Source organism: Enterobacter sp. 118C5 (assembly GCF_034107645.1).
Lineage (GTDB): Bacteria > Pseudomonadota > Gammaproteobacteria > Enterobacterales > Enterobacteriaceae > Enterobacter > Enterobacter nematophilus.
Genome location: NZ_JAWNEU010000006.1, coordinates 95,512 through 116,353 on the forward strand (window position 1 = coordinate 95,512; position 20,842 = coordinate 116,353).

General features: G+C 56.5%; 20 protein-coding genes, 1 other RNA gene and 1 pseudogene. 11 read left to right on the forward strand and 11 right to left on the reverse strand.

Features of this window, described 5'->3' with window-relative positions; translation table 11 throughout:
• The first annotated feature begins 14 nt into the window (after nucleotides 1-14).
• The 5 genes from acrB (at nucleotide 15) to UTO39_RS13015 (ending at nucleotide 5,638) form a co-directional block, all read left to right on the forward strand.
• On the forward strand, nucleotides 15-3,161 hold the full coding sequence (gene acrB, locus UTO39_RS12995) for a multidrug efflux RND transporter permease subunit AcrB (protein ID WP_061099017.1): 3,147 nt from the start codon (nucleotides 15-17) through the stop codon (nucleotides 3,159-3,161).
• Between the two features lie 510 nt (nucleotides 3,162-3,671).
• Complete coding sequence (tomB, locus tag UTO39_RS13000) at nucleotides 3,672-4,046, forward strand: Hha toxicity modulator TomB (RefSeq protein WP_008499288.1); 375 nt, start codon at nucleotides 3,672-3,674, stop codon at nucleotides 4,044-4,046.
• A gap of 27 nt (nucleotides 4,047-4,073) precedes the next feature.
• Nucleotides 4,074-4,292, forward strand: a complete 219-nt coding sequence (locus UTO39_RS13005; RefSeq protein WP_008499287.1) for an HHA domain-containing protein — start codon at nucleotides 4,074-4,076, stop codon at nucleotides 4,290-4,292.
• Between the two features lie 209 nt (nucleotides 4,293-4,501).
• On the forward strand, nucleotides 4,502-5,053 hold the full coding sequence (gene maa / locus UTO39_RS13010; RefSeq protein ID WP_151413936.1) for a maltose O-acetyltransferase: 552 nt from the start codon (nucleotides 4,502-4,504) through the stop codon (nucleotides 5,051-5,053).
• Nucleotides 5,054-5,170: 117 nt separating this feature from the next.
• Nucleotides 5,171-5,638 carry a YlaC family protein gene (locus UTO39_RS13015; protein WP_061099019.1) on the forward strand — a complete coding sequence of 156 codons (468 nt, stop codon included), beginning with the start codon at nucleotides 5,171-5,173 and terminating at the stop codon, nucleotides 5,636-5,638.
• Here UTO39_RS13015 and UTO39_RS13020 read toward each other — a convergent pair.
• Complete coding sequence (locus tag UTO39_RS13020; RefSeq protein WP_320727339.1) at nucleotides 5,610-7,070, reverse strand: PLP-dependent aminotransferase family protein; 1,461 nt, start codon at nucleotides 7,068-7,070, stop codon at nucleotides 5,610-5,612. The two genes, UTO39_RS13015 and UTO39_RS13020, sit on opposite strands and share 29 nt — an antisense overlap.
• 101 nt (nucleotides 7,071-7,171) lie before the next feature.
• On the opposite strand from UTO39_RS13020, the gene UTO39_RS13025 reads away from it, so the two are divergent.
• Nucleotides 7,172-7,882, forward strand: a complete 711-nt coding sequence (locus tag UTO39_RS13025) for a GNAT family protein (protein WP_320727340.1) — start codon at nucleotides 7,172-7,174, stop codon at nucleotides 7,880-7,882.
• Here UTO39_RS13025 and ykgO read toward each other — a convergent pair.
• The gene (gene ykgO, locus UTO39_RS13030; protein ID WP_003859006.1) at nucleotides 7,879-8,019 is read right to left on the reverse strand and encodes a type B 50S ribosomal protein L36; all 141 of its coding nucleotides are present in this window, start codon (nucleotides 8,017-8,019) and stop codon (nucleotides 7,879-7,881) included. The genes UTO39_RS13025 and ykgO overlap by 4 nt on opposite strands.
• 2 nt (nucleotides 8,020-8,021) lie before the next feature.
• A complete protein-coding gene (locus UTO39_RS13035) occupies nucleotides 8,022-8,282 on the reverse strand; it encodes a type B 50S ribosomal protein L31 (protein WP_006176933.1) in 261 nt (86 codons plus the stop codon).
• 219 nt (nucleotides 8,283-8,501) lie between these two features.
• Between UTO39_RS13035 and UTO39_RS13040 the strand changes: the two genes are divergently transcribed.
• The gene (locus tag UTO39_RS13040) at nucleotides 8,502-10,067 is read left to right on the forward strand and encodes an EAL domain-containing protein (RefSeq protein ID WP_320727341.1); all 1,566 of its coding nucleotides are present in this window, start codon (nucleotides 8,502-8,504) and stop codon (nucleotides 10,065-10,067) included.
• Here UTO39_RS13040 and UTO39_RS13045 read toward each other — a convergent pair.
• Nucleotides 10,060-10,332, reverse strand: a complete 273-nt coding sequence (locus UTO39_RS13045) for a metal-sensing transcriptional repressor (protein ID WP_116341576.1) — start codon at nucleotides 10,330-10,332, stop codon at nucleotides 10,060-10,062. The two genes, UTO39_RS13040 and UTO39_RS13045, sit on opposite strands and share 8 nt — an antisense overlap.
• Nucleotides 10,333-10,465: 133 nt before the next feature.
• On the opposite strand from UTO39_RS13045, the gene UTO39_RS13050 reads away from it, so the two are divergent.
• Nucleotides 10,466-11,287, forward strand: coding sequence for a nickel/cobalt efflux protein RcnA (locus UTO39_RS13050; RefSeq protein ID WP_320727342.1), 822 nt, complete (start codon nucleotides 10,466-10,468; stop codon nucleotides 11,285-11,287).
• Nucleotides 11,288-11,320: 33 nt separating this feature from the next.
• Here UTO39_RS13050 and UTO39_RS13055 read toward each other — a convergent pair whose 3' ends face one another.
• From UTO39_RS13055 to UTO39_RS13065, 3 genes are all read right to left on the reverse strand, one after another.
• Nucleotides 11,321-14,413, reverse strand: coding sequence for a beta-galactosidase (locus UTO39_RS13055; protein WP_320727343.1), 3,093 nt, complete (start codon nucleotides 14,411-14,413; stop codon nucleotides 11,321-11,323).
• 102 nt (nucleotides 14,414-14,515) lie between these two features.
• A complete protein-coding gene (locus UTO39_RS13060) occupies nucleotides 14,516-15,586 on the reverse strand; it encodes a LacI family DNA-binding transcriptional regulator (protein ID WP_061099698.1) in 1,071 nt (356 codons plus the stop codon).
• 76 nt (nucleotides 15,587-15,662) lie between these two features.
• On the reverse strand, nucleotides 15,663-16,274 hold the full coding sequence (locus UTO39_RS13065; protein WP_151413939.1) for a YitT family protein: 612 nt from the start codon (nucleotides 16,272-16,274) through the stop codon (nucleotides 15,663-15,665).
• A gap of 86 nt (nucleotides 16,275-16,360) precedes the next feature.
• Here UTO39_RS13065 and UTO39_RS13070 point away from each other — a divergent pair, with 86 nt between their 5' ends.
• A complete protein-coding gene (locus UTO39_RS13070; RefSeq protein WP_320727344.1) occupies nucleotides 16,361-17,782 on the forward strand; it encodes a PLP-dependent aminotransferase family protein in 1,422 nt (473 codons plus the stop codon).
• Between the two features lie 80 nt (nucleotides 17,783-17,862).
• Here the strand turns inward: UTO39_RS13070 and UTO39_RS13075 are convergent, their stop codons facing one another.
• From UTO39_RS13075 to ffs, 3 genes are all read right to left on the reverse strand, one after another.
• Nucleotides 17,863-18,078, reverse strand: coding sequence for a hypothetical protein (locus UTO39_RS13075; protein WP_028012176.1), 216 nt, complete (start codon nucleotides 18,076-18,078; stop codon nucleotides 17,863-17,865).
• Nucleotides 18,075-18,326 (reverse strand): hypothetical protein, encoded by a 252-nt coding sequence (locus UTO39_RS13080; protein ID WP_006176926.1) that lies wholly within the window; start codon nucleotides 18,324-18,326, stop codon nucleotides 18,075-18,077. The genes UTO39_RS13075 and UTO39_RS13080 overlap by 4 nt, the downstream gene beginning before the upstream one ends.
• A 258-nt stretch (nucleotides 18,327-18,584) precedes the next feature.
• Nucleotides 18,585-18,681, reverse strand: an RNA gene (ffs, locus tag UTO39_RS13085) — signal recognition particle sRNA small type.
• Nucleotides 18,682-18,765: 84 nt separating this feature from the next.
• On the opposite strand from ffs, the pseudogene UTO39_RS13090 reads away from it, so the two are divergent.
• A pseudogene (locus tag UTO39_RS13090) lies at nucleotides 18,766-19,162 on the forward strand (MGMT family protein).
• Between the two features lie 33 nt (nucleotides 19,163-19,195).
• Here UTO39_RS13090 and UTO39_RS13095 read toward each other — a convergent pair.
• Complete coding sequence (locus UTO39_RS13095; protein ID WP_028012173.1) at nucleotides 19,196-19,723, reverse strand: YbaY family lipoprotein; 528 nt, start codon at nucleotides 19,721-19,723, stop codon at nucleotides 19,196-19,198.
• 203 nt (nucleotides 19,724-19,926) lie between these two features.
• Here UTO39_RS13095 and tesB point away from each other — a divergent pair, with 203 nt between their 5' ends.
• The gene (gene tesB, locus UTO39_RS13100; protein WP_320727345.1) at nucleotides 19,927-20,787 is read left to right on the forward strand and encodes an acyl-CoA thioesterase II; all 861 of its coding nucleotides are present in this window, start codon (nucleotides 19,927-19,929) and stop codon (nucleotides 20,785-20,787) included.
• Nucleotides 20,788-20,842: the final 55 nt, after the last annotated feature.

Here is a 20,842-nt window from a genome sequence, read left to right on the forward strand (position 1 = left end):
GGAGCCGTTAAGACATGCCTAATTTCTTTATCGATCGCCCCATATTTGCGTGGGTGATCGCCATTATCATCATGCTGGCCGGAGGACTTGCGATCCTGAAGCTGCCTGTCGCGCAATATCCAACGATTGCGCCACCGGCGGTGACGATCTCCGCAACCTACCCGGGGGCTGATGCGAAAACGGTGCAGGATACCGTAACTCAGGTTATCGAACAGAACATGAACGGTATCGATAACCTGATGTACATGTCCTCAAACAGTGACTCCACCGGTACGGTTCAGATCACCCTGACCTTTGAATCCGGTACGGATGCGGACATCGCGCAGGTTCAGGTGCAGAACAAACTGCAGCTGGCGATGCCTCTTCTGCCGCAGGAAGTGCAACAGCAGGGTGTGAGCGTCGAGAAATCGTCCAGCAGCTTCCTGATGGTTGTCGGCGTTATCAACACCAACGGCACCATGACGCAGGAGGATATTTCCGACTACGTGGGCGCCAACATGAAGGACGCCATCAGCCGTACGTCGGGCGTGGGTGACGTTCAGCTGTTCGGTTCCCAGTACGCGATGCGTATCTGGATGGATCCGAACAAACTGAACAACTTCCAGCTGACGCCGGTTGACGTGATTAACGCGATTAAAGCGCAGAACGCCCAGGTGGCAGCCGGTCAGTTAGGCGGTACGCCGCCGGTGAAAGGCCAGCAGCTTAACGCGTCCATTATCGCGCAAACCCGTCTGACCTCCGCCGATGAGTTCAGCAAAATTCTGCTGAAGGTGAACCAGGACGGTTCGCAGGTTCGTCTGCGCGACGTGGCCAAGGTAGAACTGGGTGGTGAGAACTACGACATCATCGCGAAGTTTAACGGTAAACCGGCGTCCGGTCTGGGTATCAAACTGGCGACGGGCGCGAACGCCCTGGACACCGCGACGGCGATCCGTGCGGAACTGAAGAAGATGGAACCGTTCTTCCCGTCAGGCCTGAAAATCGTTTATCCGTACGACACGACGCCGTTCGTAAAAATTTCGATTCACGAAGTGGTTAAAACGCTGGTAGAAGCGATCATCCTGGTGTTCCTGGTGATGTATCTGTTCCTGCAAAACTTCCGCGCGACGCTGATCCCAACCATCGCCGTGCCGGTCGTTCTGCTGGGGACCTTTGCCATCCTTGCAGCCTTTGGGTTCTCGATAAACACCCTGACGATGTTCGGGATGGTGCTCGCCATCGGCCTGCTGGTGGATGACGCCATCGTGGTGGTAGAGAACGTTGAGCGCGTGATGGCGGAAGAAGGTTTGCCGCCGAAGGAAGCCACCCGCAAATCCATGGGCCAGATTCAGGGTGCGCTGGTGGGTATCGCGATGGTGCTGTCCGCGGTATTTATCCCGATGGCCTTCTTCGGGGGCTCTACGGGTGCGATTTACCGCCAGTTCTCCATTACCATCGTCTCCGCGATGGCGCTGTCGGTACTGGTGGCGTTGATCCTGACGCCAGCGCTGTGTGCCACCATGCTGAAGCCGGTTCAGAAAGGCGGCCACGGCGAGCATAAAGGGTTCTTCGGCTGGTTTAACCGCATGTTTGATAAGAGCACGCACCACTACACCGACAGCGTGGGCAATATCCTGCGCAGCACCGGTCGTTATCTGCTGCTCTATATCATCATCGTAGTGGGGATGGCTTTCCTGTTCGTGCGTCTGCCAAGCTCGTTCCTGCCAGATGAAGACCAGGGCGTGTTCCTGACGATGGCACAGCTTCCGGCGGGTGCTTCGCAAGAGCGTACCCAGAAAGTGCTGGATGAAGTGACGGACTACTATCTCACCAAAGAGAAAGCGAACGTTGAATCCGTGTTTGCGGTTAACGGCTTTGGCTTTGCGGGTCGTGGCCAGAACACCGGTATCGCCTTCGTTTCTCTGAAAGACTGGGCGGATCGTCCGGGCGATGAGAATAAAGTTGAAGCGATTACGGGCCGTGCCATGGGCACCTTCTCGCAGATTAAAGATGCGATGGTCTTCGCCTTTAACCTGCCAGCGATTGTTGAACTGGGTACGGCGACCGGCTTCGACTTCCAGCTGATCGACCAGGGCGGTCTGGGTCATGAGAAGCTGACGCAGGCGCGTAACCAGCTGTTCGGCGAAGTGGCTAAACACCCTGACCTGCTGGTTGGCGTACGTCCAAACGGCCTGGAAGATACGCCGCAGTACAAGATTGACATCGATCAGGAGAAAGCGCAGGCGCTGGGCGTGTCCATCAGCGACATCAATACCACGCTGGGCGCGGCCTGGGGCGGTAGCTACGTCAACGACTTCATCGACCGCGGTCGCGTGAAGAAAGTGTACGTGATGTCAGAAGCGCAGTACCGTATGTTGCCGAACGATATTAACAACTGGTACGTTCGCGGCAGCAATGGTCAGATGGTGCCGTTCTCAGCCTTCTCGACGTCGCGCTGGGAATACGGTTCACCGCGTCTGGAACGTTACAACGGTCTGCCGTCGATGGAAATTCTGGGTCAGGCCGCGCCGGGCCGAAGCACCGGTGAAGCCATGAACCTGATGGAAGAGCTGGCTAGCAAACTGCCTGCGGGTATCGGCTATGACTGGACCGGTATGTCCTATCAGGAACGTCTGTCCGGTAACCAGGCCCCTGCCCTGTACGCCATTTCACTGATTGTGGTCTTCCTGTGTCTGGCGGCGCTGTACGAGAGCTGGTCAATTCCGTTCTCCGTTATGCTGGTGGTTCCACTCGGGGTTATCGGTGCGCTGCTTGCGGCAACGTTCCGTGGATTGACCAACGACGTATACTTCCAGGTAGGCCTGCTGACAACCATTGGCTTGTCGGCGAAGAACGCGATACTTATCGTTGAATTCGCCAAAGATCTGATGGAGAAAGAGGGTAAAGGCCTTATTGAGGCGACGCTGGAAGCGGTGCGTATGCGTCTGCGCCCAATCCTGATGACCTCTCTGGCGTTCATCCTCGGCGTAATGCCGCTGGTTATCAGCTCCGGTGCGGGCTCCGGTGCGCAGAACGCGGTAGGTACAGGCGTAATGGGCGGTATGATCACCGCAACCGTACTGGCTATCTTCTTCGTCCCGGTGTTCTTCGTGGTGGTGCGCCGCCGCTTCAGCCGTAAGAATGAAGATGTGGAGCACAGTCATTCGGTAGAACCTCACTGATACCGGTTTCACATAATAAAAAGGCCGCATTTGCGGCCTTTTTCATTTTCAGAAAAAATCATAAAATAAGCTTATTGAGCTCCTATTTATTTTCTGCCATCTTAAACAGACATATCATAATTAACTGATAACTTAATCGGTGAATTCAGGATTTTTTTAAATCTATTTCCCTGCTTAAGTTGTTAGGAATATTCCTAATTAAAAGTTAAGACAAACAGAACTCCGGATGTGAACTTTTCTTATGGCTGTAAGCTAAGCCGATGAAACGTAAGGAAGCGAAAAAAAGAATCGTTAATCCTGATAAAAAAGTTCAGTTTCGGATGAACATTTGCGTAGACGCTCGCAGCCTGCGGTTTTATTTGTAATTTTTCGTAATAGCGCGGTGAAATCCAGGAAGGAGTGGCTTATAGTTAGGTTATCAGGAACACAGCACTCATGTAGCTAAGTCAGATGTATCCATCCCGACAATGATGTTCGGTGAGTAAGAAATCACTCAGAAGGGGATGCGCTATGGACGAGTACTCGCCAAAAAGGCATGATATCGCGCAGTTGAAATTTCTCTGCGAATCCTTGTACCATGACTGCCTTGCCAATCTTGATGAAAGCAACCATGGCTGGGTAAACGACCCAACGTCTGCCATCAATTTACAGTTGAACGAGCTGATAGAGCATATCGCTACCTTCGCACTTAATTATAAAATTAAGTACAATGAAGATAATAAGCTCATTGAGCAAATTGATGAATACCTGGACGACACCTTTATGTTGTTCAGCAGTTACGGCATTAACGCTCAGGATTTGCAAAAATGGCGTAAATCGGGAAACCGGCTATTCCGCTGTTTCGTCAACGTGAGCAGAGCTAACCCGGTTAGTCTTTCCTGTTAAAATTATTACAATTACTAAGGTGAAATTATGTCTGATAAACCACTCACAAAGATCGATTATTTGATGCGCTTACGACGTTGTCAGTCAATTGACACTCTTGAACGCGTCATTGAAAAGAATAAATACGAGCTTTCTGATAATGAACTGGCGGTATTTTATTCAGCCGCTGACCATCGCCTTGCAGAGCTAACGATGAATAAGCTGTATGACAAAATCCCTACTTCTGTATGGAAATTTGTCCGTTAATCTTCGAAGTGTGTCTGTAGAGGTTCTACGCCACGTAATAAGCTGTTTTCACCTGTCCCGTTATGCTCCCTGCGCGAAAGCCAGGTCTCCGTGTTAAACGCGCTCATCAGCAACAATGTTGTGACTCTTGTCACATCGGCCTTCCGGGAACGTTCCCCTTAATGCCTGTTGCGATTACCCTTCAGGAATAACGTCCAGAGAGGTTTCCGATGAGCATAGAAAAACAGAAGATGATTTCAGGTGAACATTACCGCCCTGGTGATGAGACGTTACGCGCCGACCGGCTGCGGGCGCGCCATCTGCTCCACCGCTATAACCACTCCGCGCCTGACGATAAAACAGAACGCCAGAACATTCTGGCGGAACTGCTGGGGCAAAGCGAAGGGGCGTATATTGAGCCGAGCTTCCGCTGTGACTATGGATATAACATTTATCTGGGCAAAGACTTTTACGCCAACTTCGATTGCGTCATGCTGGATGTCTGCCCCGTTCATATTGGCGACAACTGCATGCTCGCGCCGGGCGTTCATATTTATACGGCAACCCATCCGCTGGATGCGCAAGAACGTAACAGCGGCGTGGAGTTTGGCAAGCCCGTCACCATTGGCAATAATGTCTGGATTGGTGGGCGTGCGGTGATTAACCCTGGCGTCACCATCGGGGATAATGTGGTTGTGGCTTCCGGTGCCGTCGTGACGAAAGACGTGCCGGCTAACGTGGTCGTGGGCGGCAACCCGGCGAAAATCATCAAAACGCTGTAATGTTCCGGGGAGCCAACTGTTATGGTCTTTTAGCGCCCGACTGTTACTTTTTTCAGCCTGATGGCTCCCCTAAAATTGGCAGACACCCTGTATTGTCAACTCTCATAAAGGCCAAAAATGACCGAGATACAGCGCCTGCTTACCGCCACCATCGACGATCTTAACCACCGCGAAAAGCGCGACAATCGCCCGCGCTTTAGCATTAGCTTTATCCGCAAACATCCCGGGCTGTTTGTTGCCATGTATGCCGCCTGGCTGGCGACGCTGATTGTCATGCTGAAGTCCGAAACGCTGGTGGACTCCGTCTGGCTGCTGGTTGTGCTGTTTATCGTGTTTAACGCCTTTTTCTTTTTTGACGTGAATCCCCGCTACCGTTACGAAGATATCGACGTCCTCGATTTCCGGGTCTGCTACAACGGCGAATGGTACAACACGCGTTTCGTGCCGAATGAGCTTATCGACAGCATCCTGCACTCTCCGGCTGTCGAAACCGTGCAAAAAGAGAAGCTGCAGAAAATGGTCGCCACCAAAGGCCAGCTCTCTTTTTATGATGTTTTTACCCTTTCCCGCTCTGCTGCTGCGTAATTAACGCCTGCAGGCGTCGGATACCCGGCGCAAACTGCGAAGCAGAGGTGTTGCCGTAACCTAAAACCAGGCCGGTTTGCCCCTGCTTCGTCTCCAGGTAATAGCCGCTCAGTGCAGCGGGTGCCAGCTGAAACGCCCTCGCCTTCTCCACCAGCCGCTGGTCGTCGATACCGTCAATCGCCAGTGTCAGGTGCATCCCTCCTTCCCCGGCAAGAACGCGGTGCGGAGTATGAAGCTCTGCGCTCAGTACCTCCCGCAGCTGGCGGTAACGCTTACGATACAGGCGACGCATGGCGGCAAGATGACGGGCATAGTGCCCCTCCTCGATAAACAGCGCCAGGGTGCGCTGTTCTGCGCGATGCCCGCCGCGCAGCAGCGAGCCGATGGCCGGACGCGCCGCTTTCGCCAGCGCTGGCGGCAACACCATAAATCCCATTCGCAGAGACGGAAACAGCGTTTTACTGAACGTCCCCAGATACACAACGGGCGCGTTGTTGACCATGCCCAGCATCGCCGGTACGGGCTCGCCGACATACCGGAACTCGCTGTCGTAATCGTCCTCAATGATCCACGCCTTGTGCTGGCGGGCCAGTTCCAGCAGCGCCAGACGCCGCCGCGCGCTGAGCACGCTCCCGTAAGGAAACTGATGCGATGGCGAGGTGAAAACGAGCGCAGGCGAAGGCGCATTCTGCCCTTCCCAGCACATTCCCTCGTCATCCACCGGTATGCCGGTCATCGCCAGGCCGGTTTTGACAAAGGCGCTTTTGGCCCCGCCGTAGCCGGGATTTTCCACCCAGGCGACATCCCCCGGCTCGCTTAACAGCATCGTGCACAGATTGACGCCCTCCAGCGCCCCTTCGGTTATCACAATCTGGCTGGCGTCGCAGTCAATGCCGCGAGAGAGCGCAAGATGGCGGGCGATGGCCGCCCGCAGCGACGGCTCCCCGGCCGGGTCGCCATAGCCCAGCAGAGCGCTCCCCTCCTCCCGCAGGACGCGATCGTACAATCGCCGCCACAGCGGCAAGGGAAAATAGTTGATGGCGGGCGTTCCCGGCGTAAAGGCCATTACCGGTGTGTCGCGCGGCACAGGCGCAGGCAGCCGGGCGACGCGTTTTGCAAGCCGGACGTCAGGATCGGGCAGAACCCGCGGGCTGGTACGATGGGCGAACTGCGCTACCCGCGTTCCCTGACGGTTACGCAGCAAATAGCCTTCGAGCGTGAGCTGGTCCAGCGCCGCGTTGACGGTGTTCCGTGAAACGGAAAGCTGCTGCGCCAGCGTTCGCGAGCCGGGCAAATGGCTGCCGGACCGAAGCCTTCCGCCCAGTATGGCCTCCCGCAAAGCGAGATAGAGCGCGCGCTGGAGCGTCTCTTCCCCACGCGTTTTAAGCGCAGCATGGAGCAAGGTATAAAGTTCATCGCCCGGTATGTTCATCTCATCTCCTTGTGGTACTACCAAAACATAGCCGAGTGGCTCTTTTTAAGGAACCAGTAATTTTCTAATCTGGAACTCTTCTCAACGTCACGGAAATAAAGATGAAGACATTCAATGAGTTTGGACAACCCGTGGGCGAAGCCCTTACCGACTGGCAGCCTCGCCCTCATCCGTCCCGGGTGGTACTGCAGGGGCATTACTGTCGGCTTGAACCGCTGCGCGTGGAGCATGCCGGAGCGCTGTTCTCCGCCTATGCTCTGGCCGGAGACACCCGCAGCTGGACGTGGCTACTGCGCGAACCCGATGCCACGGCCGCGGAGTTTGCCGAATGGGTGGCAAGCGTGAGTGAGTTATCTGACCCGATGCACTTTACCGTTATAGATAATCAGACCCAGGCCCCGGTCGGGACGCTGGCCCTGATGCGGATCGACCCTAAAAACGGCGTGGTGGAAGTGGGACACGTTCACTTCTCCGTGCTGCTAAGCCGTACGCCCATGTCAACAGAAGCGCAATATCTGCTGATGCGGTACGTGTTCGATACCCTTGGCTACCGGCGATACGAATGGAAGTGCAACAGCCTGAACGAGCCTTCACGCAAAGCGGCACTGCGTCTTGGCTTTCAGTTTGAAGGGCGTTTTCGCCAGGCGCTGGTCATAAAAGGCCGTAACCGGGATACCGACTGGTTTTCGATTCTCGACAAAGAGTGGCCGGCGCTGGCGAGCGCCTTTGAAGGCTGGCTTGCCACCGACAATTTTACTGCCGATGGCAAACAGAAAAGATCCCTGGAAAGCTGGCGAGAAACGCGCGTCTAGCGTCTTTTTTTACGTCCCTGCACCGCCTTAAAGCGCGGATTGGATTTGCAAATCACGTATAAGCGTCCCTTGCGTTTGACTATCTGGCAATCCGGGTGACGCTGTTTTGCGCTGCGCAATGAGTTAAGCACCTGCATGGTTAGCCCCGCTTCGCATTAAGAAAACCGCCAAAACGCTTGCGGAAGCGCGCTGCGCTGCCGTCCGTGGAGAACGTTTTTTGCTTACCGGTATAAAACGGGTGCGATTTTGAAGAAACTTCGATAGTGATGTACGGATAGGTTTCACCGTCGAGCTCTATTTCGCGGTCGGTTTTAATGGTTGAACCAACTTTAAAGTATTCATTGGCGCTGGTGTCGTGGAATACCACGGTGCGATACGCTGGATGGATGTTGGGTTTCATCATAAATCCTTTGTGTTTTGTTATAACATAACAAAATAATATCCAGGCCGGGTTGAAAAAACAACCCCCTCTCTCCCGAGGATATTTTCTAATTTGCTTTAGATAACATGAAAACCCCGCCCCCACGTGCTATAACTATCTCATTTCGCGGTAAAATCTTTCTCTTCAGGCAGGGAACTCAGCGTCCGGATTCGGGCATATGAGAAAGGAAACGACAGCATGAAAACCCGACATCTGGTCAGTCTGGTGACTGGCGTACTTATCTTTTCCGTGCTGGTTCCCATTTGCCTCAGCATCTGGCTTGCCCACCGCCAGGCTGAAGAGAAATTTGTCGATGCGCTGGATAGCTATGCTTCTCGCGTGCTGATGCGCACCGACAGGGTCGTGGATCAAGCTAAAGAAGCGTTAAATCTTCTGCAGGAATTTAAAGGGGTCCCCTGTAGTCCGCTGCACCTGAGGGAGATACGTCGGGTCGCGTTCTCATGGCGTTATATCCAGGAGGTGATCTACATCGACAATCTCCGCCCCCTCTGCTCTTCGCTTGAGCAGGCCAGCAAAGCGGCCTCTTACCCTCCCCCCATGCGTATCACCGAAGATGGCTACAGCGCGTGGCTTACCGCACAAAACGATCTTGGTTTTCACCGCTACATGGCCGTCCTGGGAAAAGGTCATTACCTTGTGCTGATCGATCCTGCCTCGCTTGTGGATGTGATCCCCTTCGGGGCGATTGCCATTGATGCCGCCCTGGTGGGAAGCGCAACGCATCTGATTTTCGCCAGCAGCAACACGCTTGACCCGCATATCCGCGATCGGGTTAACGATGGGGGTATCTCCAGCATTCAGTACAACGGTTCAATGTATGTGATGAAACCCGTACCTGAGCTGGGGTTTACCGTCGTCGCATGGGCTACGCTCAAGCCCCTGGCTGAAACCTGGCACCGGCAGCTTCTTTTCTGGTTACCCTTCGGCATGCTGATAAGCCTGCTCGCCGCGCTCTTTGTCCTGCGGATCCTGCGACGTATCCAGTCGCCGCGCAATCGCCTGCTGGACGCCATTAACAGCCGCGATTTTGTAGTTCACTATCAGCCCATCGTGGCGCTGTGTAGCGGCAGAATTGTCGGCGCAGAGGCGCTGGCGCGCTGGCCCCAGCCAGACGGAAGCAGCCTCTCGCCTGATATTTTTGTCCCGCTTGCCGAGCAAACCGGCCTCATCTCGCAGCTGACACAGTTAGTTATGGAAAAAGTGTTTGAAGATATGGGCCACTGGCTGCAGCTCCACCCCGAGCAGCATATCTCCATCAACCTCGCCCCGGCCGATTTGATCTCCGGTAATCTGCCGCCTTTACTGAGTCAACTCCTGAATAAGTGGCAGATTCACCCCAGACAAATCGCCCTTGAGTTAACCGAGCGTGGCTTTGCCGACCCCAAAATCAGCGCGCCGGCCATCGCCGCGTTTCGCCGTTCGGGCCACCCTGTCTACATTGATGATTTTGGTACAGGCTATTCCAGCCTCAGCTATCTGCAGGATCTGGATGTCGACACGCTAAAAATTGATAAATCGTTCGTGGATGCGCTGGAGTACAAGAACGTAACGCCGCACATTATCGAAATGGCGAAGTCGCTGCAGCTGGCGATGGTGGCGGAAGGCGTGGAGACCGAAGGGCAGCTCACCTGGCTGCACCGCCACGGCGTGCAGTATGGGCAGGGGTGGTTCTACAGTAAGGCGCTGCCAAAGACGGAGTTTATCCTTTGGGCAGAAAACAACCTCGCCACGCGCTCTACTTAAGATAGGATTTGATCACCTGCAGCACGACGCCAAGATCGGCTTCACGCTGCGCCTCTTCAGGCTCTTTCACGACATGATCGGTAAGATGCCCTTCAATCACCTGCATCATCATACCATTGACCGCGCCACGGATCGCCGCCAGCTGCTGCAGCACGTCGGCACATTCGTGATCGCTGTTAAGCATTTTTTCCAGCGCTGTGCTCTGCCCCTGAATTTTCTTCAGGCGAGTCAATAACATCTTCTTATCGCGAACGGTATGTGACATCTCTGCCTCCCTCAGTTTTGGCTTTTAAAGCATATCACGCTCTACTCCCCCTGAGTATTTTTCTACTGGGGGGTAGTATTAACCTACTGGGGGGGAGTACTATTTGCGCACGCTTTCCACACCGGAAATTTCAATGAACGATTTTGCTTCACTCCTGCAGCAGGGTAATGCCTGGCTGTTTGTTCCCAGCGCTATCCTGCTCGGTGCGCTGCATGGCCTGGAGCCGGGCCACTCAAAAACAATGATGGCTGCCTTTATCGTGGCGATCCGCGGCACGCTGAAGCAGGCGGTGCTGCTCGGGCTGGCGGCCACGCTTTCCCATACGGCGGTGGTCTGGATCATTGCCATGGCGGGATTATGGTTTGGCCGCGGCTGGGACGCACATACGTCCGAACCCTGGTTCCAGCTGATCTCCGGGGTGTTGATCGTTGCAATCGCCCTGTGGATGGCGTGGCGAACCTGGAAAGAGAGCCGGCCGCACGATCGTTATCATCATGGCCATGACCACCACCATGACCATGACCACCATCACGATCATCACCATCACCACGAACACCCGCTGGTTGGAGAGGAGTGGCAGGACGCCCATCAGCGCGCGCACGCGCAGGATATTAACCGGCGCTTTAACGGACAAAACGTGACGACAGGACAGATTGCGATGTTTGGCCTGACCGGCGGGCTTATCCCCTGCCCGGCGTCCATTACCGTTCTGCTGATCTGCCTGCAGCTGAAGCATTTTGCGCTCGGCGCGACGCTGGTATTCAGCTTCAGTATCGGTCTGGCGTTAACGCTGGTCGCTTCCGGCGCGATTGCCACCTTAAGCCTTAAGCACGCGACAAAACGCTGGCCCGGATTTAGCGAACTTTCCCGCAAAGCGCCGTGGATATCCGCTGCTCTGATCGTCGTGGTAGGGATTTACATGAGCCTGCATGGCCTGAACGGCATTCTGGCGTAAGCAGGCGGCCACGCCCGGTGGCCGCCCCTCTGGTCAGGTCAGATTCTGCTGCCAGCTGAAGGTATAACGCAGCCGGTGCGTCTGCAGGATAAATTCCGGCGAAACGCTGGGGCTCCAGGAGTCATCGCCGCCCACCCCCATATGAAACGCATCGAGGTTGAGCCAGCACCCCGGCTCTTCCCGCAGCAGATGATGATGGGTTGTCTCACGCAGCTGTTGCTGGCTATAGCGGCTCACCGAAAAATGGAACCGGCCGTTCAGCCGATGTGGCCCCAGCAGAAGCTTCTGGGTATCACAGCGCAAACCATTTTCCGTCGGGAAGATATACGGCGTGTGCATGGCTGCCAGGGGCAGCGTCCAGCGCCCCTGCTGCGCCGCCAGCTTTCTGTCCGGGTAGTTTTCATGCGGCCCCAGCCCCAGCCAGTCAACCTTTTCCGGCGCGTCAGCGAGATGAACGCTCAGGCCAATGCGCGCGGGCTCCGGGATATCAGACGCAATGTCGACCTGAATATCGCCGTGCAGAACCCCCTGCTCGTCCACCCGCCAGATTTTACGGCTCAGGAACAGCGCCCTGCCGCGATGCTCCAGGACATTAAGCGTGGTAACCACCACCTCACGCGCATGCTGCTCTGCCTCACACTGCAGCACCCGCGAGGTGAGATCGTACATGCCCGCCGCTTTCCAGCGTTCCACCCACGCGTTTGGATCGACGCGCGTTGCTTCGCTCACGCCAATGTCGTTGTCCAGCGGCGCGCGGCTGACGTTATCCGTCACGGGTGAAAGCAGCGTTTCAACGCCATTTCGCCACCATTGAGTCAGGTATCCGGATGCGCGATCGAACTGCCAGCGCTGTTGACCATGCGTGACCTCAAGGATGCGATCGTGTTGCGTTAAAACCGGCGGCTCGCCCGTAGAGACTGGTGGTGCGATGAAGAGTGGAGCGGGAAGCGGCCACTGCTCCCACGCGCAGCGATGGCCTGCCGGTGACCACGGCGTTGCCAGCGGCTGGCGAACCTCAACGTTCAGCCAGATTTCACCCGGCCCGGCCTCCAGCTCCGGCAGGTCGAGCTCCAGACGCTGGGTGCCTTCAGGCGTTATCGCGAGCGTCACCTCGCCTGCGGCCAGCACGTCTCCGTCCCGGGCAACCGTCCAGCTCAGCACTTCGTTATCGGTAGGACGGAACAGGTAGCCGCTTTGCACCTCAATCACCAGCGGAGAGGCGCTGACCAGCGTAAAGGTAAAGAACTGCTGGGCGCGCTGCGCCTCGTACAGCGCCGGATGCGGCGTGCGATCGGGGAATACCAGTCCGTTAAGGCAGAACTGCCGATCGTTCGGCTTATCGCCAAAATCCCCGCCGTAGGCCCAGAACGCGTTGCCCTTTTCGTCTTTCTTCGTCAACGCCTGATCGACCCAGTCCCAGACAAACCCACCCTGCAGGCGAGGATGGCTGCGAAACGCCTGCCAGTATTTCGCGAACCCGCCGAAGCTGTTTCCCATCGCGTGCGCGTATTCACAGAGGATCAGCGGACGCGTTTCGTCCGGCATGCCGATCCATTTTTTGATTGACCATTTAGGCACCGCCGGGAAGGGCTGATCCCGATCGACCCGGGCGTACATCGGGCAGACAATATCGGTCGCCGCCGTATTCGCCCCGCCGCCTTCGTACTGCACCGGGCGCGTAGGATCGGTGGTTTTCAGCCAGCGGTACAGCGCATCGTGATTCGCGCCGTGGCCGGATTCGTTGCCCAGGGACCAGATGATAATGGAGGGGTGATTGCGATCGCGCTGCACCATGCGGGTCACGCGCTCGCTCATGGCGGGCAGCCAGCGCGGATCGTCTGCGAGGCGGCTCATCGGCACCATGCCGTGGGTTTCGATATTGGCTTCGTCAACGACGTACAGCCCGTAGCGATCGCAAAGGCGGTACCACAGCGGATGGTTCGGGTAGTGCGAGCAACGCACGGCGTTAAAGTTATGCTGCTTCATGATTTCGATATCGCGGCGCATGGTCGCCTCGTCCATCACCTGGCCGTTTTCCGGGTGATGCTCGTGTCGGTTAACGCCGCGGATCAGCAGCGGTTTACCGTTAAGCTTCAGCAGGCCGTTGCTGATGTCAACGCGGCGGAAGCCCACATCGCACGCCTCAACCTCCAGCACCTCACCCTGCGGGCTGAGAAGCGCAATCGTCAGGCGATACAGTTCCGGCGTTTCAGCACTCCAGAGCGCGGGGCGGTCAACGGGGATCGCCACCGTCAGGCGTTCGTCCCAGCGGCCGCGCTCGTCCACAATGGCGGACCCCGAACGCCGGGAAACGCTGGCGCATTTTTCACCCTTTCGCCACAGGGTAAAGAACACCTCGCAGTCCGCAAAATCCGCCCCTGCCAGCGTGACATCAGCCTTCAGCACCGCGCGATCCAGCTCCGCATTCAGGTCCGTCACCACGCGATAATCGGCAATCTGCGTTTCGGGTTTATGCAGCAGCGTCACGTCGCGGAAAATGCCGCTCATGCGCCACATGTCCTGATCTTCCAGATAGCTGCCGTCGCACCAGCGCAACACCATGACCGCCAGGCGGTTTTCACCGGGCCGCAGGACCGCCGAGAGATCGAATTCGGCGGGCAACCGGCTGTCCTGGGAATAGCCCATCCACCTCCCGTTGCACCACAGATGAAACGCTGAGTTCACGCCGTCAAAGATGATGCGGGTCTGCCCGCTCTGAAGCCACGCGTCATCCACATCGAATGTGAGCGAGTAACAGCCGGTTGGGTTTTCTTGCGGCACAAAAGGCGGATTAACGGGGATGGGATAGGTGACGTTGGTGTAGACGGGCGTGTCAAACCCCTGCATCTGCCAGTTCGACGGCACGGGCATCGCGACGGCGTCCGCACAGTCTTCGGTTACCCACTCCTCCGGGATTTGCTCGGGTGCAGGGAAGTTGTTAAATCGCCACACCCCATTGAGGGAGCGTCTGCTGGCGGATGCAGCATCATCCAGGGCAGGCCGTTCAAGACGCCAGCTGTGTAACGGCGCATGTGCCTCCAGACGGTTCCACTGGGTGACGCCCGGGTTTTCCCAGTCCCGTCGGGCCAGAATGGCGCTGAGAGTCAGCGATAAAGTGTTGGGCATATTAACCTCTTTGCGAAGCGCTCACAATTTTGGTTAACATGCCCTGGCACCCGATGACGGTAAAGCACGCAATCGCGGGGTAGCGAGTCCGATCACAAAGTTTTATTTGCGGGCAAGCTGCCCGGCAAGGAGGGCCAGGCTTCTGAGCTGCTGCGCCAGATCCTCACGTTCGGCCTGCTGCGGGGTGCGGCGCGCGCTGGAGTGGCGAGTCACCAGCGTCACCGGCAGCTGAACCTGCCAGCATTCCTCCTCCCCGGAGGGGGCCAGAAGCCACTCCACGCTGCGCTCGCCCGCCTCGCGAAACGCCTGACGAATGGTCGTCAGCGGCGGAGAAAACCAGGCGCTGTCGGCCGTATCGTCAAACCCGACCACCGATATCTGGCCGGGAACAGCTATCCCTTTTTCGGCACAGGCGCGCATCACCCCAAGCGCCATCTGATCGTTTGCCACCAGAATGGCATCCGGTAATACCGCCCCCGAGAGCAGCACATGTCCCTTCTCATAGCCGCTGGCCGCGCTCCAGTCGCCGTAGGCCACCGCAGCCGCGTCAAGACCCGCCTGCGCCAGCGTCGCTTTCCATCCCGCCAGACGCGCGCGCGCAGAGACCGAGCTTTCCGGCCCGCTCAGCAGGGCAATATGCTGATGCCCCAGCGAAAGCAGATGCTCAACGCCCAGGCGCGCGCCCTCCCCGGCGTTAAACACGAGGCTATTGACCCGCGCTGACGGTGACACGTCGAGGAACAGCACCGGGACGGGCGTCGCCAGCGCCCTCAGCGCTTCGGCGTGCGGATCGTCTAGCGGCACATTTACCAGCAGCGCGTCTACCCGCTGCGCCAGCAGCGCCTGAAGCGCCGCCTGACACTGCTGCGGCTGCTCCACCATGGAAATCAGGACGCTCGCCCCCTGCCCTGCAGCCCGGGATTTTACCGCTGACACAATTTGCGAGGGCGCATGCAGCGCCAGATCGGTGGTGATGAGGCCCAGCGTACGGGTGCGCTTCCCCGCCAGCTGCTGCGCCCGCAGGTTGGGAACGTAATGCAGCTCCGCCATTGCCTGCTGCACCTTTTCTCGCGTGCGGGCAGAGACGTGCTCCGCGTCGTTAATCACGCGGGAAACGGTCTGATAAGAAACCCCCGCAAGGAGGGCGACATCATAAAGAGTGATTGCTTTCATGCGTTCTGGCATCGCGATTGTCGAAGCGTCTATTCTGGCACAGCGACGCCGTTAAAACATGTGAGCGCTTCGCAAATTAAACAACCCGCTCCGGCTGCGGCATTTTCTCACCGCGCGGCTTCTGGCGGAACCAGGGCAAACAGAGCTGAATAAGCGGGCCAATGGTCAGAGCGTACACCACGGTGCCCACCCCAAACGAGCCGCCCAGCACGCACCCAATCAGCAGGACGGATACTTCGATGGAGGTTCGCACGCTGCGAATGGACCACCCCAGCCGGGCGTGAATGCCGGTCATCAGGCCGTCGCGCGGACCAGGCCCGAAACCGGCGCCGATGTACATGCTGGTGGCGATCGCGTTCATCACGATACCCGACGCCAGGAAAGCGATGCGTACGGGTAACGAACTCAGTTCGGGGATAAGCGCCATGCTGGCGTCCGCCGCCAGACCGATACAAATCACGTTGCTGATCGTGCCAAGACCGGGCATCTGACGCAGTGGGATCCACAGTAAGAGCACCGCGGCACCGGTCAAAATGATCGCCGTCCCGATGCTCATCCCCAGCTGTATTCCCACGCCAAGGTGAAAAACATCCCACGGATCGACCCCCAGATCCGCGCGAATAAACATCGCGGTGGAAAGCCCATACAGCCCTAAACCGACATAAAGTTGCAGCAGACGACGTACCATTTTTATTTTCTCCAGTGAACCCGGCTTTCATCCTGACCTAAAATGGCACTAAGATTAATGTCCAGTTTTTAAATAGTGGACTGCATATGTCATCACGCCGCTTCGGAAGCCAGTCTTTGGTACGCCTCTTAGGGCACTGGCAGCAAACCTCATCCCGCACTCCGCTCTGGCGCCAGTTGGCCGACGCGCTGCGCCTGTTAATCCTTGATGGCCGGCTGGCGCTGCATACGCGCCTGCCGGGTGAGCGTGAGCTGGCGACGGCGCTGGGCGTGAGCCGAACCACCGTCAGCAGCGCCCTCGCCCACCTGCGTGAAGAGGGATATCTTGAAAGCCGCCACGGCAGCGGGTCGCGCGTCATCCTCCCGGATGCACGCGCCGTTCCCACCCTTTCCGCAGCGAGCGTCGCCCTGGATCTCTCCACTGCCGCCCTCAATGCCGGGCCAGAGATCCACCAGGCTTACACCCATGCGCTTACGGCTATTACTCAGCATCTCTCGCTGACGGGGTACGATCAGCTTGGGCTGCCGGCGCTGCGGGAGGCCATCGCTGCGCGCTATACCGCACGAGGTCTTCCCACCCGGGCAGACGAGGTGATGGTGGTCAACGGTGCCGTCAGCGGGTTTGCGCTGGTGCTGCGGATGATGGCCGGACCGGGGGATCGCGTGGTGGTCGATCACCCCACCTATCCGCTGGCGATTGCCGCTATTCAGGGGGCGCAGTGTCGGCCTGTAGGAGTGTCGCTGCCGGAAACGGGCTGGGATACGGATGGATTCGCGGCCACGCTTGCCCAGACCGCGCCGCGCCTGGCCTACCTGATGCCAGATTTTCACAACCCAACCGGTCGATGTATGGATATCGCCACCCGTCAGGCAATCGCAGATATTGCAGCCCAGACCCGCACGGCGCTGGTCGTGGATGAAACGATGGTCGATCTCTGGTTTGATTCGCCTCCACCGCCGCCGCTGGCATCGTTTAACCCGCAGGCCAGCGTGATAACGTTAGGCTCTGCCGGAAAAAGCTTCTGGGGCGGGCTGCGTCTCGGCTGGATCCGCGCCTCCTCGCGTACTATCGCCACGCTCGCCCAGACGCGCGATACGCTGGATTTAGGCTCGCCGCTGCTGGAGCAGCTGGCAACGCTGTGGCTTATCGACAATAGCGAGCGTTTTCTGCCCGCTCGCCGCAAGATGCTGGCGCAACGGCGCGATCGATGCAGTGACCTGCTGCGAGAACATTTCCCGGAGTGGACGTTTCATGAGGCGGAGGGTGGGCTCTCTTACTGGATCGAGCTCCCCGGCATGCTGGCGACACAGCTTGCCGCACGGGCAGAAATCATCGGGATTAACCTGGGAACCGGGACGCGGTTTGGCTTATCGGGAGCGTTTGACCGCTTTTTACGTATGCCCTTTTCGCTGGAGCCAGCGGAGCTGGAAGCGGCGCTGCTGCGGATTAAACCGTTATGGCTCGCGCTAAATTCAAATACGCCAGCAGTCAAACGCAGCCTGGTTTAATATTAAAATTTTGAACTGGATCATAAAATAAAAACTGCTGACTGTAATATATGCAGTCAGCAGTTTTCACTGGTCAGGATTTAGTGCTGAGGAGGAATGGGGAAACCTTTCAATGAAATAACGAAGTTATCACCGTCTTTCTTTATTTTTGCACCGGTATCACACCAGTCAGACGCAATACGAAAGAACTCATCGCTTCCAACATTCCAGCCAAGACGTACATGCTTCACGTAGCCTGAACGCAACAGAGCGCAGGCCTCGTTGTAGTCACTGGCAGTTGACAGTTGTTGTTTCATTTTCTCTTCTTCAGAAGTTTACGTAGAGCCTTGATTTCTTTAGGAGTAAATGGAGAAACACTCTCTTCTTCCGTATGCTGATTATCAATATCCTCTTCCGATACTCCCGCCTCTTCTACTGCTTCAAACGCCAGCAGCAGCAGTTTCTCTGTGGTCACGCTTAAATTTTCGTTATTTACTTCCGCATAGTGGCGGAGTCTTTCTTTTAGCGCTTCGTCAATTTTAACATTTAAAACTGCAGTAGCCATGTTTGTCACTTCCCTTCGGAATAAGTGCTTTATTTAATACACGAAGTTATCACTGTTATCCAGATCTATATTTTTTTGAATTTTGACGAAAATAGACGTCCAATTATAAAATGCCAGTCTATTATTACAGGTTTATGACAATAATATTTCAGGGCGATGAAATATATATTACATGGTATAGGCATTATATTATTGTGGATAAAGGCTAAAAAGAGAGGGAAACAGGAAAGATGGGATGAGGCCACAAATGGGTGGGGGCCCTGCCAGCTACATCCCGGCACCCACGTCGTCTGCCCTGGCTGCTTCCTTCCGGACCTGACCTGGTGAACAGAGTAGCGTTGCGGGAGAACCAACAGAGCCCCCATTGAGAGCGTTGATAACCAACGCGCTGGCGCATTATCCCTGTGCGAAGAGCCAATTGCAAGCGACCAGGAACCGGATGCTGGTTTCTTGCGCAAACAGGCGCAGCAATCAGGACGATCTTCGTTTACCATGACGGTCCAAACATCCCCACAGGTGAAGGTATGGACGAACAGGACTCCTTTCCCCAGCGCGTATGGCAAATCGTGGCCTCGATTCCGGAAGGCTACGTCACTACCTATGGTGATGTCGCACGGCTGGCCGGTTCCCCGCGCGCGGCGCGACAGGTTGGAGGCGTCCTCAAACGCCTGCCGGAAGGGAGTACGCTGCCCTGGCACAGGGTGGTGAACCGTCATGGCGCCATCTCGTTAACCGGGCCGGATCTCCAGCGTCAGCGTCAGGCATTGCTTTCAGAGGGTGTGCAGGTGTCGGGAGCAGGACAGATTGATCTGCAGAAGTACCGCTGGGTGTACTAAACCCTCCCCCGAAGGAGAGGGTAATAGCAACAGTTACATCTGAGTCGGTGGAGTTGGCAGGGACGGCTGATTGGTCTGTGGAGCAACCGGGACTTCGGTTTGCTGCACCGGCACCAGATTAAGGTCGATTTTGGTTCCACCGTGGTTAATCGCTTCCTGGACCGTATCGGTGATAAAGACCAGCTTGCCGTTGATGGTTACCGCTGCGCTCAGCAGAATACGGGCATTCGGCTGCACGTCTGACGGGTTATACGGCAACACGAAGCTAAACGGAGCCTGCTTACCTTCAGTACGGACCGCGCGCTGGGCCAGCACCTTCGACGGTGCGTCCGCCAGGGAAGCATCAGACAGCGTTACCGTTAATACCGCATCCGGCGGCAGAGCAACTCTCTGTTTAATCCAGATTGTACCGGAAACGTTAGGCTGCTGAATGGATTGCTGTGAAAGGGTATTAATCCCGTTCGGATCTGCAGCTGGTACCGGCACCTGGGCGCTCTTACCGGCACAGGCGGACAACGCCACCGCAATAGCTACACCACTTAGCATGGGCACGAGTTTCATTGAAGTCTCCTTATCATCAATGCACCAGCGGGATCGATCCCATCCGATGTCGTTTCAATCACATAACGTTTTTAAGTGTGGCACAGATCACCGATTAATGCCTAAAAACGTGCCGACATTCAGATTATTCTACCCATCGGACCACTTTCATTTCTGCGTTATACTCTGCCTATCTTTCGCTACGGCGTTTATTGAGGACAACTATGAGTCAGGCACTGAACAATCTGCTGACATTACTGAATCTGGAAAAAATTGAGGAAGGACTCTTTCGCGGACAGAGCGAAGACCTGGGCTTACGTCAGGTGTTCGGCGGGCAAGTCGTTGGACAAGCGCTGTACGCTGCAAAGGAGACCGTCCCTGCAGACCGTCTGGTGCACTCATTCCACAGCTATTTCTTACGCCCTGGCGACAGCGCTAAACCGATCGTATATGACGTTGAAGTTCTGCGAGACGGCAACAGCTTCAGCGCACGCCGCGTGGCGGCCGTTCAGAACGGTAAGCCTATCTTTTATATGACCGCCTCATTCCAGGCGCCGGAGCCGGGGTATGAGCATCAGAAAGTGATGCCGCCAGCACCGTCGCCGGACGAGCTAAAATCAGAGACCGATATCGCCCGCGCGCTGGCGCATCTGCTTCCGCCGCAGGTCAAAGAGAAGTTTCTCTGCGTTAAACCGCTGGAGATCCGCCCGGTTGAGTTCCACAACCCGATGAAAGGCCACACCGCCGAGCCGAAACGCCAGGTCTGGATCCGCGCCAACGGCACAGTGCCGGAAGATTTCCGCGTGCATCAGTATCTGCTGGGCTACGCGTCAGACTTTAACTTCCTGCCGGTTGCGCTACAGCCGCACGGCGTTGGCTTCCTTGAAAAAGGGATGCAGGTCGCAACCATCGATCACTCCATGTGGTTCCACCGTCCGTTCAATATGAATGAGTGGCTGCTTTACAGCGTGGAGAGTACCTCAGCGTCGAGCGCTCGCGGGTTTGTGCGTGGAGAGTTTTATACCCAGGACGGCGTGCTGGTCGCTTCTACGGTGCAGGAAGGGGTAATGCGTAATCGCGGGTGATTTTGCCCTCACCCTGACCCTCTCCCACGGGGAGAGGGAAGAAATACTAAAAACG

Excerpts from the sequence above, each read along its gene's own strand:
- acrB (WP_061099017.1), top strand. The coding sequence starts at position 15 with ATGCCTAATTTCTTTATCGATCGCCCCATATTTGCGTGGGTGATCGCC.
- tomB (WP_008499288.1), top strand. The coding sequence starts at position 3,672 with ATGGACGAGTACTCGCCAAAAAGGCATGATATCGCGCAGTTGAAATTT.
- UTO39_RS13005 (WP_008499287.1), top strand. The coding sequence starts at position 4,074 with ATGTCTGATAAACCACTCACAAAGATCGATTATTTGATGCGCTTACGA.
- maa (WP_151413936.1), top strand. The coding sequence starts at position 4,502 with ATGAGCATAGAAAAACAGAAGATGATTTCAGGTGAACATTACCGCCCT.
- UTO39_RS13015 (WP_061099019.1), top strand. The coding sequence starts at position 5,171 with ATGACCGAGATACAGCGCCTGCTTACCGCCACCATCGACGATCTTAAC.
- UTO39_RS13020 (WP_320727339.1), bottom strand. The coding sequence starts at position 7,070 with ATGAACATACCGGGCGATGAACTTTATACCTTGCTCCATGCTGCGCTT.
- UTO39_RS13025 (WP_320727340.1), top strand. The coding sequence starts at position 7,172 with ATGAAGACATTCAATGAGTTTGGACAACCCGTGGGCGAAGCCCTTACC.
- ykgO (WP_003859006.1), bottom strand. The coding sequence starts at position 8,019 with ATGCAGGTGCTTAACTCATTGCGCAGCGCAAAACAGCGTCACCCGGAT.
- UTO39_RS13035 (WP_006176933.1), bottom strand. The coding sequence starts at position 8,282 with ATGAAACCCAACATCCATCCAGCGTATCGCACCGTGGTATTCCACGAC.
- UTO39_RS13040 (WP_320727341.1), top strand. The coding sequence starts at position 8,502 with ATGAAAACCCGACATCTGGTCAGTCTGGTGACTGGCGTACTTATCTTT.
- UTO39_RS13045 (WP_116341576.1), bottom strand. The coding sequence starts at position 10,332 with ATGTCACATACCGTTCGCGATAAGAAGATGTTATTGACTCGCCTGAAG.
- UTO39_RS13050 (WP_320727342.1), top strand. The coding sequence starts at position 10,466 with ATGAACGATTTTGCTTCACTCCTGCAGCAGGGTAATGCCTGGCTGTTT.
- UTO39_RS13055 (WP_320727343.1), bottom strand. The coding sequence starts at position 14,413 with ATGCCCAACACTTTATCGCTGACTCTCAGCGCCATTCTGGCCCGACGG.
- UTO39_RS13060 (WP_061099698.1), bottom strand. The coding sequence starts at position 15,586 with ATGAAAGCAATCACTCTTTATGATGTCGCCCTCCTTGCGGGGGTTTCT.
- UTO39_RS13065 (WP_151413939.1), bottom strand. The coding sequence starts at position 16,274 with ATGGTACGTCGTCTGCTGCAACTTTATGTCGGTTTAGGGCTGTATGGG.
- UTO39_RS13070 (WP_320727344.1), top strand. The coding sequence starts at position 16,361 with ATGTCATCACGCCGCTTCGGAAGCCAGTCTTTGGTACGCCTCTTAGGG.
- UTO39_RS13075 (WP_028012176.1), bottom strand. The coding sequence starts at position 18,078 with ATGAAACAACAACTGTCAACTGCCAGTGACTACAACGAGGCCTGCGCT.
- UTO39_RS13080 (WP_006176926.1), bottom strand. The coding sequence starts at position 18,326 with ATGGCTACTGCAGTTTTAAATGTTAAAATTGACGAAGCGCTAAAAGAA.
- UTO39_RS13095 (WP_028012173.1), bottom strand. The coding sequence starts at position 19,723 with ATGAAACTCGTGCCCATGCTAAGTGGTGTAGCTATTGCGGTGGCGTTG.
- tesB (WP_320727345.1), top strand. The coding sequence starts at position 19,927 with ATGAGTCAGGCACTGAACAATCTGCTGACATTACTGAATCTGGAAAAA.